The organism is Williamsia sp. MIQD14, assembly GCF_051025635.1.
Taxonomy (GTDB): Bacteria; Actinomycetota; Actinomycetes; order Mycobacteriales; family Mycobacteriaceae; genus Williamsia_A.
Map to the genome: position 1 here is coordinate 792,527 of NZ_JBPFDG010000001.1, position 15,502 is coordinate 808,028.

Genomic DNA, 15,502 nt, shown 5'->3' on the forward strand with positions numbered 1-15,502 from the left:
GATCACCCGGGGGGGTAAGTTCGGTGACAATCACCGCTGTACGCACGTCCGAAGCCGTCGAGGCACCCGATCCGACCAGTACGGTCGCGGTCGCCGCCGCCCACGCCGACGATGTCGATCGCAATGCACGTTTCCCGTTCGAGGCTGTCGACGAGATGCGCTCGGCGGGACTGCTGTCCTGCTCACTGCCCGCCGAACTCGGTGGGCGCTCCACCTCGATCACCGACCTCTGCGCGATCGGCCGCAGGCTCGGCGCGGTCTGCAGCTCGACGGCGATGATCTTCGCGATGCACCACACCCAGGCACTGTCGCTGCGTTTCCACGCGACGTCGGGTGCGGCCGCCGAGCTCACCCGGACGATCGCCGAGTCCGAGGCCCTCCTCGCGTCGGCCACGACCGAGATCACCACCGGCGGTGACGTCGGCAGCTCCACCTGCGCGGTCGTCGTCGATGGGGACACCGTCGTCCTCGACAAGAACGCGCCGGTCATCTCCTACGGCGAGTACGCCGACTACGTCTTCGCCACCGCGCGACGTACGCCCGACAGCCCGAGCAACGACCAGGTCCTCGTCGCGTGTCCGCGCGCCGACACCCGGCTCGAGAAGACCGGCACCTGGGACGTTCTCGGCTTCCGTGGCACCTGCAGCCCCGGATTCCTCCTCCACGCGCAGACCTCGGCCGCCCACGTGCTGCCGACCGACTACGCCACCATCTCCGCGCACACCATGCTGCCCGCCTCACACACCCTGTGGGCGTCGGTGTGGCTCGGCATCGCCGACGCCGCGATGGCCAAGGCCCGCGCCCAGGTCCGTTCCGCGGCCCGTAAGTCACCGGGCGGCTCGCCGCCCCCGCAGGCGGTGAAGTTCGCCGATCTCACCGTGGTACACCAGCGCTTCGTGTCGTCGGTGGCCCGCGAGATCGAGCGCTACGAGGCGTTTCTCGCGAGCGGCGAGGAGCACACCACGGTCGGCTTCACCCTCGCGATGAACAATCTCAAGCTCGATGCGTCGACCACCATCGTCGACGTCGTCATCGGTGCCCTGCAGCTGTGCGGCATCAGCGGATACCGCGAGGACCACCCGGCGTCGATGGGGCGACTGCTCCGCGACGCGTTCGGTCCGCAGCTCATGGTGTCCAACGACCGCATCCGCGCCAACAACGCCCAGCTCGTGCTGGCCTACCGGGGGTGACGGGCATGACCACCATCATCGAACCGGGCACCGCCGAGGCCATCACGGCCACAACCGAACTCGACCGGGCGCGCGCGCAGTTCCGTGACGATCTCATCGACGCCGGTCTGCTGGTGCCCTCGGGCATCGACGGTCTCTACGGCCGCGGCGCGATGTTCGAGGACGTCATCGACGCGATCGACGAGGTCGTCGTCGCGGCCGGTCGCGCCGCGCACGCCGACGCACCGCGCCGGCTGCGGTTCCCACCGGTGTTCCCGCGCGAGTCGTTCGAGAAGACCGACTACATCGCATCGTTCCCGAACCTGACCGGCGCCATCTCGACCTTCACCGGCGACAACAAGGCGCATCGCGCGCTGCTCGCCGACCGCGAGTCGGGCGCCGACTGGGATCACCATCTCGCCTCGGCGGGAACGATGCTCGTCTCGGCCGCCTGCCATCCGAGCTACTCGACGCTCACCGGCACGCTGCCCGACGGCGGTGTCCTGATGGACGTCTACGGCTACTGCTTCCGACACGAGCCCGCCGTCGATCCCGCACGCATGCAGGCGTTCCGCATGCACGAGTTCGTGATCGTGGGATCACCACAGCAGGCCGAGAACCACCGCGACAGCTGGGTGCCCCGGGGACTCGCCGTACTCGATCAGCTGGGGCTCGCCGCGCGCGACGTCCCGGCCAACGACCCGTTCTTCGGGCGCGCGGGAAAGATGCTGGCCGCCAACCAGCTCGACGAGAACCTCAAGACCGAGCTCGTGGTGTCGCTCTACGGCGATCTCGACGACGGGACGGCCGTGGTGTCGTGCAACTGCCACCGCGACCACTTCGGGGAGACGTTCACGATCACGACCGCCGACGGCGAGGTCGCACACAGCGCCTGCGTCGGCTTCGGCATGGAGCGCATCGCACTGGCGATGTTCGCCACGCACGGTCTCGACGTGTCCGCATGGCCCGCGCAGCAGCGCGGCCTCGTCGCCTGACCCGCGACGCCCCGTCGAGACATCACGTCCGATGAGCCTGCCCGACGAGACCCGACCGCCGATGGCGCACGTCGCCGTGACGCGGGTGACCGATCCCCAGTTCGAGTCGCGCATCGACGCGACCCCGGCCGAAATGACCATCACCGCCATGACTTCTTCCGCCCACGCCTCCGCTGCCCCGATCTCGGTGACCCCGGCATCGGTACGGCCCACCACCGACCGACCCGAGGTGTCGACCACGACAGCTCGGGCGACCGACACCCACGACGTGGTGTTCGGTGCGCTGGCGCTGCGACCCGGCGGCAGCGGGGTGCAGACCTACGCCCGTGAGCTCGTCGCGGCGGCGAGCGCCCTCGCACCGAAACTGTCGATGGCCGCGGTCGTCCAGGACGACGCGGTCGGCGAGTTGCCCACGTCGGTGGAGCCGCTGACCCGACCGGTGAGTTCCGGTGTGCGTCGGGCGTTCTCGGGTCTGCGGCCGGTGCACACGCCCGGGCGGGTCTTCCACTCCCTCGACGTCGACCTGCCGCTGATGCGGGACGGGGTCACGGTGTCGACGGTGCACGACCTGTCGGTGTTCGACACCCCGTGGGCGTCGTCGGCGCTGCGGGCCCGCGGTGAACGCGCCCTGCTGTGGCGGGCACTGAACCGCGCCGACGTGCTCATCGCGGTGTCGTCGTTCACCGCCGAGCGGATCGCCGACATCTTCGGTCGGGGCGCACATGTGATCCCGCTGGCCCCCGCGTCGTGGGCGACCCCGCCGAGCGCCGAGGCGGTCGCCGAGGTCCGCACCCGTCTCGACCTGCCCGAGCAATTCGTCCTGCAGGTCGGGACCGTGGAACCGCGCAAGGACGTCGCGCTGCTCGCCGAGGCCTGCGCCGAGGCCGGCATCCCGCTCGTGTTGGCCGGCGCCGGATCCACCGGACCGGACGCACCGGCATCGGCCCACGGCCTCGGATACGTCGCGACCGAGGACCTCCCCGCGCTCTACGCGGCGGCCACCGTCACCGCGTACTGCTCACGCTACGAGGGTTTCGGCCTCCCGCCGATCGAGGCGATGGCCTGTGGCGGTGCCGTCGTCGCCAGTGCCGTCGGCGCGCTGCCCGACGTCGTCGCCGACGGCGCACTGCTCGTCGCCGGCCACGGCCCGCTGGCGTGGGCCCGGACGCTCCGCGAGGCCGCCGCGCCCGAGACGAACGCGCATCTGCGCCAACGGGGTCCGATCGCGGCCGGCGCGCTGAGCTGGGAGGCCACCGCCGCAGCGACTCTCGAGGTCTACGAGAGCACCCGGTGACCGCGGCACTCGACACCCGGCCGGGGGGCACCGGCGCGGCCGAGGTCCCTGCGCCGCAACCGGGGGGATCGGGTCCGTCCACGCCCACACCGAAGGGGTCGATCGGCCGCAACATCGGCTCGATGCTGCTGGGGCGCTTCGTCGTCGCCGCACTGGGGTGGGCGGGCAGCATCGCCATCGCCCGGTCCCTGGGCAGCGAGGAGTGGGGCCAGTACTCCTTCGTGTTCGGTCTGCTGGGGGTGCTCAGCGTCATCACCGACCTCGGGGTCGGTCGTGTCGTGCTCAGCCGCCTCGTCGGCGACAGCGAGAGCGAGACGCGGCTCGTGGCGAGTTCGTTCATCGCCCTGCGCCTCGGACTCGGGTTCATCGGGTACGCCGCCGCCGTCGGGTTCGTCGTGCTCGCGAACTACCCGGGCGTGGTCGTCACCGCCACCGCCATCGCCGGGCTCGTCGTCGTCATCGCCACGCCGAGCCATTCGCTCACCGTGCTCTACCAGAGCCGCCTCAAACTCACCGTGGTCTCGGTCATCGAGTCGCTCAGCCAGATCGTGCAGCTCGCTGCGACCGTCATCGCGGTCGTCGTGGCGCCGGTCCTGCTGGTGGTCGTCATCCCCGCCGTGCTCTTCGAACTGGTCTCGCTCATCTCCAAGGGCGTGGTCCTGCACCGCGGCGGACTCGGCTTCCGCCCCGCCAAACGCATCGAGATCTGGCGCTGGTCGGAGATGCTGCGCGAGGCGTTCCCGCTCAGCATCGGTTTCGCACTCACCGTGTTGCTCACCAAGATCGACGTCCCGCTGCTGTCGAAGCTCGACTCGTTCGACGCCGTCGGCCACTACGCGATCGCCTACAAGTTCTCCGATCTCGTCTCCATGATCGGCATCGCGGTCACCACCCCGCTGGTGACCGTCCTCGTCGCCAGCTGGCCCGAACGGCTCGAGGAGTTCCGCGGCCGCATGCGCGACGCCGCCGTCCTCACCACCCTGCTCGGCGGCATGGCCGTGATCGGCATCTGGCCGGCCGCGGCACCCCTGATCCGACTGCTCTACGGCACCGACTACGCCGACGCCGACAACGCGACCCGCCTGCTCGTCCTGGGCGCCGGCCTGAGCAGCTTCACCCTGCTCGGCGTGATGACCCTCGTCAGCACCGGCCGCCTGCGCACGTTCCCGATCATCGCCGGATTCGGGTTGGCGCTCAACGTGATCGCGAACGTGGTGCTGATCCCGCGGATGTCGTTCGAGGGATCCGCGGTCGCGACCGTGGGCACCGAGATCGTCGTCTGCGTGCTGATCTGGGCCGCCGTCCTGCGCGAGGTGGCCATCGGCGACCTCTTCCCGTGGCGCACCATGCTGGGGCTGCTCGGGTTGATCGCGGTGCTCACCGCCGCGGTCACGCTGCTCTCCCCCGCCGACTCGGTGGTCGGCATCGTGCTCGGTGCCGTCGGCGCCCTGGCGCTGCCGGTCGCCGCCCGTGTCGTCGGGATCACCGACAGCCTCGATCCGCGCCGCATGCTCTCCGGGCCCGGCCCGACCGATCCGGGCCCGGCCGGCCCGGGTTCGCAGGGCACGGGTCCCGACGGCGGCGGCCCCGACATCGTCGCCCCCGACGTCGTCGACACCGCGACCGTCGTCGAGCCGACCTTCTTCGGTCCCGCCGACACGCCGCTGTTCGGCACCGTGCACCGTCCGGTGTCCGGCGTGGCCCGGGCCGGGGTCGTGATGTGCCCGCCTCTGGGCAAGGAACAGATCGACACCACCCGCGGCGTCCGAATGCTCGCCGAGGACCTCGCGCTGTCGGGGATGGTCGTGCTGCGGATGGACCATCTCCACACCGGTGAGTCGTGGGGAGACCAGGATTCGCCCGACGCGGTCGAGAACTGGCTGGCCGGCATCGTCCACGCCGTCGACCACGTGCGCAGCACCGGTGTCGACCAGATCGTCCTCGTCGGGTTGCGGGCCGGCGGACTGCTCGCCACCGCCGCCGCCGAACGCTGCGACGGCCTCGCCGGTCTCGTGCTGTGGGATCCGGTGCTGCGGGGACGGACCTTCGTCCGCGGCCAGACACAGCTGTTCCGGATGGCGGTCGCCGCCGATTCGGCCGGGGCGTCGCTGCGCGGCCACACCGACGACGTCGTCGACATCGTCGGCGCCGGGTGGCATCGCCGGACCGCACAGGCGCTCTCGGCCATGTCGATCACGCTCGAGTCGCTGCCCGACTGCCCCGTCCTGCTCGCGACCTCCGACGCCGATCTCGCATCCGCTCCCGCCCGCGCACTGCTGCACGACGAGCGGCCCGCCGGGCGCGTCGAGGTGGTCCGCACCGTCGACCCGACCGCGTTCGTCACCCCGCCGAGCTTCCTGGTGGAGCTGCCCCACGAGTCGGTGCACGCGATCGGCGCCTGGATCGACCAGTTGCTGCCCACCGAACCCCGTGTCGTGCAGCATCGGACGCGATCCTGGGCCGTCGTCGACGGTGCACCGTCGCAGCCCGGGTCCGCCGCGGCGCCGGAGGTGATCACCGAGATCGTCACCGCACCCGACCGTCCACTGGTGTGGATCACCCGACCGGCGCAGGGCGTCGGCCACAGCGCGCTCGTGGTGCACTCGACGGCCGCCGACATCCGTACCGGACCCGCGCGACTGTGGCGCGACCTCGCCGTCGAGGCCGCACGCCTGGGCGCGATCACTGTGCGCTACGACCGCCGTGGTGTGGGCGAGAGCGGACGCGTGCAGCGTGCCGACGACTTCGCGCCGCTGCACTCGGCGATGTCGATCACCGATGCCCGTGAGGTCCGCGATCTCGCGCGGTCGCTCACGCCGGGACCGCTGACCCACGTGGGGATCTGCTCCGGGTCGTGGTCGGCGTCGCGGGTCGCCCTCGACGTCGCCGACGACGCGCCCGACCGGCTCGACCGGGTCGTGCTGGTCAACCAACTCACCTGGCGACGCGATGCCCCCGTGCTGGGTGGCGACGCGCCACTGGCGCCGGAGGTCACCGGCGCGACCGAGGACGCGGCGCCGTCGCTGCGCGGTCGGCTCAAGCCGTTGGTGGCGCGCTTCGCCCCGTACCCGCTGTTCGACGCCGTCGCCCGCCTCGGCGTCATGCAGAGTCCCCGACTCCTGCTGCGGCCGTTGGCCAAGGCCGGGATCGAGACACACCTCGTGTTCGGCAGCCGCGACTACGAACACTTCCTGAGCCAACGTGGTCTGCAGGCGTTGAGCAGCGTCAGCCGAGGCGGTCGGGGCCCCTCGGTCCAGGTCGCACCCGGTGGCGACCACCCCGGATTCCACCCGGTGGTCCGCGAGGCGGTGCTCACCGAGTGCCTGCGCGCGGTCGCCCTCGACGGTCGGGAGCAGTCATGACAGACAGCATTCTCTTCGTGACCCATTCGCCGCAACGCTCGGGAGCCGAATCGGTGATGCTCGATCTCGCCGCGGAGTGCCACCGGCGCGGGATGTCGGTGTCGGTGGCGTGCCCGGTGGGCCCGCTGTCGGACTCGTTCCCGCCGTGGGCCGTTCACGTCGAGATCCCCCACCTCGGCCGTGACCACGGTCGACGCACCCGGGCCGGCGCGGCCTGGGGGATGGCACGCGCGATGGTCGTCGCGGCGCGCACGTTGCGGGCCCACCGCGGCACCCCGATCGTCGCCAACTCCGCCCACACCCTGCCCGCACTGCGCCTCGCCGGCGTGCGGTCGGTCGCCTGGCTCGTCCACGACCACGTCGTGAGCCGCAAGACACGCGTGTTCATCGGCGCGGGCCGTCCGCTGCTCCGTCGGGTCGTCGCGGTGTCGCCGACGACCGCATCGGCGCTCGAGGGCCTCGTGGACCACGTCGCGGTCGGTCGCCTCGGTGTCGACATCCCCGACACCGCACCCACCGGCACGCGGCCCACCGATCCGGTCCGTGCGGGCACCCTGTCGGTGCTCACCCCGTGGAAGGGCGTGGACGTGTTCCTCGAGGCGATCGCACGCCTCGACGACGCGACCGCGGTCGTCGCGGGCGAGGCGTTCCCCGGCGACGTCGGGTATGCCGCGTCGCTGCGGCAGCGTGCCGAACACCCCGATCTCGCAGGGCGCGTGACCTTCCCGGGACGGGTCCGCGCCACCGACGCGCTCGCACAGTGGACGGTGCACGTCTCGGCGAGCATCGCGCCCGAGGCCGGCCCGCTGACGGCGATGGAGGCGATGGCCGCGGGCGTGCCCGTCGTCGCCACCGACCACGGCAACCCACGCACCCTGCTGGCCGACGGTCGCGGCGTGCTGGTGCCCCCGGGCGATCCGGACGCTCTCGCCGACGCGATCTCGTCGATCGCCGCCGACCCGCGCGGCACCGCGACGATGGTCCACCGCGCCTACGCCCATGTCGCCGAACACCACGACCGGCGCGAGACCGTCCCCGCCCTTCTCGACCTGCTCGTCGGGACGACACCCTCGGGTGCCACCGTCGACACCACCGACGCGGTCTCGACCGGCGGTGCACGGTGAGCACCGCCACCTTGGGCGTCGCCGGGATCGCGGGACTCGCTGTCGCGGCGTGGATCCTGATCCGACCGCAGCGCGGTGTCCTGCTGTTCGCGGCCATATCGCCGCTGCACTACATCCTGATCTTCGCGCTCGGCACCGGCTTCCCCAACGGGTGGAAGGAAGGCCTGCTGGGCTTCACCGCTGTGTGCGCGATGATCCGGACCCGCTGGTCGGCGGTGCCGCGCTTCACCCAGCCGTGGGCGTACCTGTTCGCTCTCTTCGCCGCGATCGGGATCGTCTCCGCGCTGGTGACCCTCCCCGTGAACGTCGCGCTGTCCCCGATCAAGATCACGTTCTTCTACGGCCTGGTGTTCCCGATCATCATCTGGCTGCGCCCCCTCGACGCCGGTGACCGCGACCACCTGATCTCGATCATGATGCTGCTGGGTCTCGGCACCGGGCTCTACGGCATCTATCAGCAGGTCGTGGGCGCCGACACCCTTGCCGCACAGGGATTCGCGTACAACACAGACATCCGCTTCGCCGGGGGACTGCTGCGATCGTTCAGCACGTTCGGCCAGCCGTTCCCGTTCGCGCTGTTCATGATGCTCGTGCTCCTGGTGTGCGGCGCGGTCGCCGTGGCCGCACCCCGCCGTCCCCGCAACCTGGTCTTCCTCGTCCTCACGCCGATCTATCTGGTGGCGATGTCGACCGCCGTGGTCCGCGCCGCGTTCCTCGGGCTGCTGATCGGACTGGTGTGGATCGGGTTCCATCGCTACCGGAAGCTGTTGATCGGCATGGGGATCGGCGCCATCGTCGCCGCCGCGATCACCGCCGTCTTCTCCGGTCCGGTGCTATCGACGTTCCTGTCCTCGAACAGCCTCGGTGAGCGCGGCACGGGGTGGAGCGACTCGATCACCTCGATCCTCGGCCATCCCTTCGGGATCGGGCTCGGGACCACCGGGTCGGCCGCCGAGGTGGTCGCGAAGGCGACCCGGTCGTCGTCGGTGCCGTACCAGCCCGACAACTACTACATCAAGGTGGCGATCGAATTGGGTCCGTTGGCCCTGTGGGTCTTCGTCGGCGTGCTCGTCGTCGCGGTACTCCACACCGTCCGGGCCTCGCGTGTCGCGACCGATCCGGTCGATCGCAATCTCTGCGTGGGTGTCTCGGCGGCCGCGGTCGCCGTCGCCGCGGCGGCCCTGGTCTCGACGTACTTCGAGATCTTCCCCGACGACGCCTACTTCTGGCTGCTGCTCGGCGCCGCGGCGTCGACGGTCGTCGCGCCCCGCCGTGACCCCGAGGCCGCCGACACCGATTCCGGCGATCTCGGCGACGAGGAGTCGGCACCCGCCGGCACCTCGTCCGACACCACTCCCCTCCTGCGGTGACCCGCAGCAGGTTCGGGGTCCGTCGACTGATCGCCACAACACGTCGGCGGACCGTGGTCATCGGCGCACTGGTGGTCGTCGCCCTTCTCGCCGTGGCCGTCGGGGTCACCGTGGCAGTGATGCCCGCCCCTCTGGCCCGCGTCCTGGGCATCCACGACACCGGGATCGACCGCACCTGTGTCCCGGCCACACCGCAGACCGCGATCGGGGTCGCCGCGGGCAGCGGCCTCACGTCGCTGTCGGACGCCGACCTCGCGAGGACGCTCGACATGACCGTCGCGGGCGGGATGGGGTGGATCCGTTTCGACGTGCCGTGGAGTTCGGTGGAGGCGACACGCGGACAATACGACTGGTCCGCCACCGACCGCGTGGTCGACGCCGCGCGGGCCCGGGGTCTGACCGTCCTGGGCATCGTCGACACGACACCCACCTGGGCGCGCCTCCCGGGGGCGCTCGACAAGGAGTTCTCCCTCCCGAACGACACCGCCGCGTTCGGCAACTTCGCCGGTCTCGCCGCACGCCGGTACGCCGACCGGATCGGCGCCTGGGAGGTGTGGAATGAGCCGAACATCGTCAACTTCGCCGCCCCCGCACCCGATGTCGCGCTCTACGGCCGGATGCTGTCGGCGGCGTCGGTCGCGATCCGCACCAACGCCGCCCCCGGTGTCACCATCGTCACCGCCGGGCTCTCACCCGCCGTCGACGCGGGTGGCAACATCGCGCCCACGCGGTTCCTCAGCACGCTGTATCGCGTCGCCGACTCGTCGGCGTGGGATGCCGTCGGGATCCACCCGTACAGCTATCCCTATCTGCCGCTGGACTCCTCGTCGAAGTCGTTCAACGCCTTCGCCCAGTTGCCGGCGTTGTACGCCACGATGCGGCGCAACGGTGACGGCGCCAAGAAGCTCTGGGTCACCGAGTACGGTGCCCCGACGGGCGGTACCGACAAGCAGAAGGTGTCCGAGCAGTTCCAGGCCGATTCGCTGTTCTCGGCGATCATGTCGACCCGGTCGAGGGGACACTTCGGCCCGTTCTTCGTCTACAGCCTGCGCGACGCTGGCACCGACCGCTCCGACGCCGAGGACAACTTCGGGTTGCTGCGCAACGACTTCAGCCCCAAGAAGGCCTACAGCGAGGTCCGCGCCGCCGCCGACTGCCGCTGAGTCGGCGGGCTCACGAGGTCCAGACATACGACCGCCGCCGAACCGTCAGACGGTTCGGCGGCGGTGGCGCGCTCGGTGTGGCTGCCTCAGCTGTGCGTCGTCTGGGGCGTGCGCTCGGACTCGTCGACACCCTCGGCCTCGGCGTCGTCCGGGGTGATGTCGGCGTCCTCCGTTGCGGCAGTACCGGTCTCGGCCGCGTCGGACTCGGAGGACGAGTCGGACTCGGGCGCGGCGACGGCGTCCTCCTCGGCCTCGACAGACTGCTCGGACGGGGCGTTGCCGTCCGGGTCCTGATCGGCCACCGCCGTGTCGTCGTGAACCACAGCGGTCTCGTCGACCGGGTCGTCTTCCGCCACGACTGACCCCTGCTGCTGCACGGGCACCTGCTGCGCCGCACCGGACTGCACCGTCGCACCGGTGGACTGGACCCCGTTGGTGGTGCGGGTCGGGACCGCCGACATGCCGTTGGCGCCCTCGGCCGCGAGGGGCCGGTAGGGCAGATATCCGGCGGCCGGATCGTTCGGGGTGATCGGCGGGGGCGGTGTGACGGGGGCGGACACCGGGGCCGGCGCCGTCACCGCGGGTGCCGATCCGGAGGTGGGAGCCGGCGCCGAGGAGGCGCGCGACGGCGCGCCGGCCTCGGAGGGCTTGCGGAACGCGACCGCGAGACCGCCTGGCAGCGAGAAGCTCCCACGACCGCTCGGTGCGACCACGAGGATCGCGGGGATGTTCCACGCCGCGAGCGTCTCGAGCGCCTTCGACACCCGGGCACGTTCGACCTGCCCGTCGCGGACCACCACGACGGCGAGCGAGTGGTCGCGCTCGTCGGGGGTCCAGTTGTCGTCGTCGATGTCGCGACCGTCGACGCGCCCGTGGACGTGGGCGACGATGCGTGCGACGACGCCGCGCACCTGCTCGGAGGCCACGATGAGCACCGGGCCCGACACCCGCGCGACGGCGGCCAGTGTCGAGGTGGAGATCTCCTCGCCACGACGCGGGATGTCGACGACGGCGTGCGCACGACGACCGATGCGACGCGACCATTCACGGTTCACCGAACGACCGAGGAACGACCGGGCGAACACGAGCAGTTCGGCCGAGAGGATCAGTGCGAGAAGGCCGGCCACGCCGGCGATGGCGATCGGCGGGATGCTCGCGGCCTTCGGACCACCGGCCGGCTGCGACAGCAGGATGAGACGCTGTGTGGCCGCGGTGATCGGCTGCGTGGCCGACGCCGCGGTCTGTTGCTGCGCCTTGAGCTGATCGATCTGCGACTTCAGTGCGGTGAGGATCCCCGCGGCGGGGCCGTCGGCGGTGATGACGCCGTCGAGCTGCGCGGTCAGCGACTCCAATTGCGTGGTGAGCGACTGCAATCCGGTACCCATGCCGTTGGTCGCCGGGGCCGAGGCCGCCGACTGCTGGCGTTGCACATAGGTCGCGTCGAGGGTCGACACCACGGCCTTGGCCAGGGTCTCCGCGTCCTGCGCCGAGTCGGCCTCGGCGGTGACGTCGACGATGCCGGGCACCGTCGACGCGGCGACCACGATGTCCGCCGACAGCTGCGACGAGTCGAGGCCGAGACCGGAGGTCTTGGCGATCTGCGCCAGAACCTGATGGTCAGAGGCCAGCGCGACGAACGGACCGGCCGCGGTCGCGGCATCGGTCGAGGTCGGGCCGGACTGGCCGGTCGCGGCGGAGCCCGGGGTCACGATCTGTGCGACCACCGACGCCTGATACCGCTGCGCGGCGACCGACTGATATCCGAAGACGCCCAGGGCCACCACGATCGCGATGACGATCGCGATCGGCGCGACCTTCAGCAGTCCGCGCAGATGCCCGAGAAGATCTACGGTGGGCTCGTTCCCCTCCGACGGCGTGCGTGTGTTTTGCTTCATGCGAAATCAACTCCCCCTCGCAACACGCCTCCCCAGCGGTTGCTCCCGTGCCCCCTCCCCGAGGGCGATCGGTCATGCCGGTCCACATGCTACTGCACGCTGGCGAAGGGGGCGTTCACTCCAGTCGTGCTCCTGCTCCGGCCGCCGGTGACGCGGACGGCACACAACTCTGAACACCACGATCTCCGATGACAGACACGAGGACATGATGCAGCTCACACTTCGATCACGGTGGATGCGCCTGGTGATGACCGCGGCGACGGTCGTCGGCATCGCCACCACCGCCGCGGCCCCGGCCGCCACCGCCGCCGGATGCGCACCCACGGTGGGTGTGTCCCCCGGCGCGTCGATCTACGGGTACTCCGACGCCGACCTGAACCAGACCTTCGCGCAGATGCGGGCGCTCGGCGCGACCTGGACGCGCATCGACATCGCGTGGAGCTCGATCGAGGCCAATCGCGGCGTGTTCACCTGGGGAACCACCGACCGACTGGTCAATGCCGCACGCGCGCAGGGCCTCAAGGTGCTCGGCATCGTGGCCTACACCCCGAGGTGGGCGCGCGCGGCGTCCGCCGTCGACTCCGACAAGGTCGTCCCGGCGAACCCGGCCGATTTCGGCGCCTTCGCCGGTCGCGTCGCCTCCCACTACGGGAATGCGTTGTCGGCGTACGAGATCTGGAACGAGCCGAACCTGCAGGCCTTCTTCATGCCCCGGGTCGACCCGGGCAGGTACGTGCAACTGCTCGCCGCGGCGAGCACCGCCATCCGTCGCGTGAACGGCGGCGCTCTCATCGTCGGCGGCAGTGTCACCGGCGCGGGCAACGGCGGCGGCAACATGAACCCGGTCGATTTCGTGCGGGCGATGTACGGATCGGGGGCGGCACCGTTCCTGAACGTGGTGTCGGTGCATCCGTACAGCTACCCCTTCGACCCGTCCGACACCCGGCCGAACCCGTACAACTACTTCAACTCGATCCCGGCCATCCACGCGACGATGGTCGCCGGTGGTGACGCCGCCAAGTCGATCTGGATCACCGAGTTCGGTGCGCCCACCGGGGCGGGGACGAACGCGGTGAGCCCGGCGGCACAGTCGGCGATGATCGTCCACGGCGTCGCCCGGGCCAGGCAGTTCGGCTACGTCGGCAACGTGTTCATCTACTCGCTGCGCGACGCCGGACCCGACGTCTTCGACCGCGAACAGAACTTCGGACTCCGCTACTCCAACGGGAGCCCGAAGCCCGCGTACACCGATCTGCGCGCCTACCTCGCGCGATGCGGGGCGCCGCGCTGACCGACGGGGTGCTCGGGCACGATTCGTGCCCCAAGTACCTGTAACTGGGTGTAACGTGCAGATCCGTGGAGTCCTCCGAGCGTGATCTGTGGCGCCGTCGCACCGTCACCCGCGACGGCGTGCGGCTGGCCGTCTTCGAGTCCGGCGACGTCGCCGCGCCGACCGTCGTGCTGGTCCACGGGTGGCCCGACACCCACCACCTGTGGACCCACGTCGCGCCCATCCTGGCGCAGCGGTTCCACGTGGTCGCCTACGACACCCGCGGCTACGGCGAGAGCGACGCGCCGTCGGGTGATGCGCCCTACCGGTTGGCCGAGCTCGCCGCCGACCTGTTCGCCGTCATCGATGCCGTCTCCGACGAGCCGGCCCACGTCGTCGCCCACGACTGGGGTTCGGTGCAGACGTGGGAGGCGGTGACGACCGCGGGCGCCGCCGACCGGATCGCCTCGTTCGTGTCGGTGTCGGGGCCCAACCTCGACCACCTCGGCACCTGGGCGCGGGAGAAGCTCGCGCGCCCCACCCCCACCGCGCTGCGCCAGGCGTTGTCGCAGATCGCGTCGTCGGCCTACACCGTCATGTTCCAGCTCCCGGTGGTGCCGAAGGTGTTCTTCGGCGCGCTCGGATGGGCGCCGGTGTGGCGACAGTTCCTCCACCGCGTGGAGGGCACCGCACCCGGCGACGTCGCCGTGGGCCCCACGCTGCACCACGACATGATCTCGGGCCTGCGCTACTACCGCGCGAACATCCGCGCGCACCTGTTCTCCCCGGACGCGCGGTCGACGACGGTGCCGACCCTCGAGATCGTCAACACCCGCGACATCGCGTTGCGCAGCGCCATCTTCGACAACACGCCGCGCTACACCGACGGGCTGTGGCGACGCGACCTGCCGACCGGACACTGGTTGCCGTATTCGCGTCCGGAGTTGTTGGCCGAGAACGCGATCGACTTCATCGACTCCATCGTCAGCGGACAGCCCAGTGCGACCGTCGCCCGCGCCCGCGTCACCGGCGACACCCGCGGCGCCGTCGAGGGGACGTTGTCGGTGATCACCGGCGGTGGCAGCGGCATCGGCCGTGAGACGGCCCTGCTTCTCTCCGCCGAGGGAAGCGACGTGGTCATCGCCGACATCGACCTCGGCGCGGCGCAGAAGACCGCCGACGAGATCACCGGCTCCGGGGGCACGGCTCGCGCCTACGCCCTCGACGTCGCCGACAGCGACGCCTTCGCACGGTTCGCCGCGACCGTGGCCGAGGTCCACGGCGTCCCCGACATCGTCGTCAACAACGCCGGGATCGGCCTGGCCGGTGCACTTCTCGACGCCACCGACGCCCAGATCCGACGACTGGTCGACATCAACCTCGTGAGCGTGGCCACCGGCAGTCGCGAGTTCGGCAGGCTGATGGTCGCGCGCGGACTCGGCGGTCAGATCGTGAACCTCGCCTCGGCCGCCGCGTTCACCCCCCAGCGGGGCCTCGGCGCCTACGCGGCGACGAAGGCAGGCGTGCTGCTGCTGAGCGAGTCCCTGCGCGCCGAGCTCGCCGAACACCACATCGGTGTCTCGGCGATCTGCCCCGGCATCGTCGACACCAACATCATCTCGGCGACCGAGTTCGCCGGTGCCACCGGCGACAACCAGGAACGCCTGCGCGACCGGATGAACGGCATGTATCGGCGCCGTGGCTTCACCCCAGACCGCGTGGCGGTGGAGATCCTCGGCGCCATCACCCGCAACCGCGCCGTCGTCCCGGTGACCATCGAGGCCTCGGTGGGCTACCGCGTGTACCGATTCCTACCCGCACTCTCGCGCCGCATGGCGCGGACATCGCTGTTCTAGAGGA

Annotated in this window: 10 protein-coding genes; 9 read left to right on the forward strand and 1 reads right to left on the reverse strand. The window is 70.9% G+C overall.

The genetic code is table 11. The features are described from left to right. Positions 1 to 23: 23 nt before the first annotated feature. From ACQ7HM_RS03410 to ACQ7HM_RS03440, 7 genes are all read left to right on the forward strand, one after another. Positions 24 to 1,190, forward strand: coding sequence for an acyl-CoA dehydrogenase family protein (locus ACQ7HM_RS03410; protein WP_434214821.1), 1,167 nt, complete (start codon positions 24 to 26; stop codon positions 1,188 to 1,190). 5 nt (positions 1,191 to 1,195) lie between these two features. Beyond that, the gene (locus ACQ7HM_RS03415; protein WP_434214822.1) at positions 1,196 to 2,164 is read left to right on the forward strand and encodes an amino acid--[acyl-carrier-protein] ligase; all 969 of its coding nucleotides are present in this window, start codon (positions 1,196 to 1,198) and stop codon (positions 2,162 to 2,164) included. Between the two features lie 370 nt (positions 2,165 to 2,534). Beyond that, complete coding sequence (locus tag ACQ7HM_RS03420) at positions 2,535 to 3,458, forward strand: glycosyltransferase family 4 protein (RefSeq protein ID WP_434215620.1); 924 nt, start codon at positions 2,535 to 2,537, stop codon at positions 3,456 to 3,458. Beyond that, positions 3,455 to 6,820, forward strand: a complete 3,366-nt coding sequence (locus ACQ7HM_RS03425; RefSeq protein WP_434214823.1) for an oligosaccharide flippase family protein — start codon at positions 3,455 to 3,457, stop codon at positions 6,818 to 6,820. The genes ACQ7HM_RS03420 and ACQ7HM_RS03425 overlap by 4 nt, the downstream gene beginning before the upstream one ends. Then, the gene (locus ACQ7HM_RS03430) at positions 6,817 to 7,944 is read left to right on the forward strand and encodes a glycosyltransferase family 4 protein (protein WP_434214824.1); all 1,128 of its coding nucleotides are present in this window, start codon (positions 6,817 to 6,819) and stop codon (positions 7,942 to 7,944) included. Before ACQ7HM_RS03425 ends, ACQ7HM_RS03430 begins: the two co-directional genes overlap by 4 nt. Beyond that, a complete protein-coding gene (locus ACQ7HM_RS03435; RefSeq protein WP_434214825.1) occupies positions 7,941 to 9,314 on the forward strand; it encodes an O-antigen ligase family protein in 1,374 nt (457 codons plus the stop codon). The genes ACQ7HM_RS03430 and ACQ7HM_RS03435 overlap by 4 nt, the downstream gene beginning before the upstream one ends. Further along, positions 9,311 to 10,477 carry a beta-xylosidase gene (locus ACQ7HM_RS03440; RefSeq protein ID WP_434214826.1) on the forward strand — a complete coding sequence of 389 codons (1,167 nt, stop codon included), beginning with the start codon at positions 9,311 to 9,313 and terminating at the stop codon, positions 10,475 to 10,477. Before ACQ7HM_RS03435 ends, ACQ7HM_RS03440 begins: the two co-directional genes overlap by 4 nt. 86 nt (positions 10,478 to 10,563) lie before the next feature. Here ACQ7HM_RS03440 and ACQ7HM_RS03445 read toward each other — a convergent pair whose 3' ends face one another. Beyond that, positions 10,564 to 12,372 carry a hypothetical protein gene (locus tag ACQ7HM_RS03445; protein ID WP_434214827.1) on the reverse strand — a complete coding sequence of 603 codons (1,809 nt, stop codon included), beginning with the start codon at positions 12,370 to 12,372 and terminating at the stop codon, positions 10,564 to 10,566. A 205-nt stretch (positions 12,373 to 12,577) separates the two neighbouring features. Here ACQ7HM_RS03445 and ACQ7HM_RS03450 point away from each other — a divergent pair, with 205 nt between their 5' ends. Next, positions 12,578 to 13,663, forward strand: a complete 1,086-nt coding sequence (locus tag ACQ7HM_RS03450; protein ID WP_434214828.1) for a cellulase family glycosylhydrolase — start codon at positions 12,578 to 12,580, stop codon at positions 13,661 to 13,663. Between the two features lie 65 nt (positions 13,664 to 13,728). After that, complete coding sequence (locus tag ACQ7HM_RS03455; protein WP_434214829.1) at positions 13,729 to 15,498, forward strand: SDR family oxidoreductase; 1,770 nt, start codon at positions 13,729 to 13,731, stop codon at positions 15,496 to 15,498. Positions 15,499 to 15,502 lie beyond the last annotated feature (4 nt).

Excerpts from the sequence above, each read along its gene's own strand:
- ACQ7HM_RS03415 (WP_434214822.1), top strand. The coding sequence starts at position 1,196 with ATGACCACCATCATCGAACCGGGCACCGCCGAGGCCATCACGGCCACA.
- ACQ7HM_RS03420 (WP_434215620.1), top strand. The coding sequence starts at position 2,535 with ATGGCCGCGGTCGTCCAGGACGACGCGGTCGGCGAGTTGCCCACGTCG.
- ACQ7HM_RS03430 (WP_434214824.1), top strand. The coding sequence starts at position 6,817 with ATGACAGACAGCATTCTCTTCGTGACCCATTCGCCGCAACGCTCGGGA.
- ACQ7HM_RS03445 (WP_434214827.1), bottom strand. The coding sequence starts at position 12,372 with ATGAAGCAAAACACACGCACGCCGTCGGAGGGGAACGAGCCCACCGTA.
- ACQ7HM_RS03450 (WP_434214828.1), top strand. The coding sequence starts at position 12,578 with ATGATGCAGCTCACACTTCGATCACGGTGGATGCGCCTGGTGATGACC.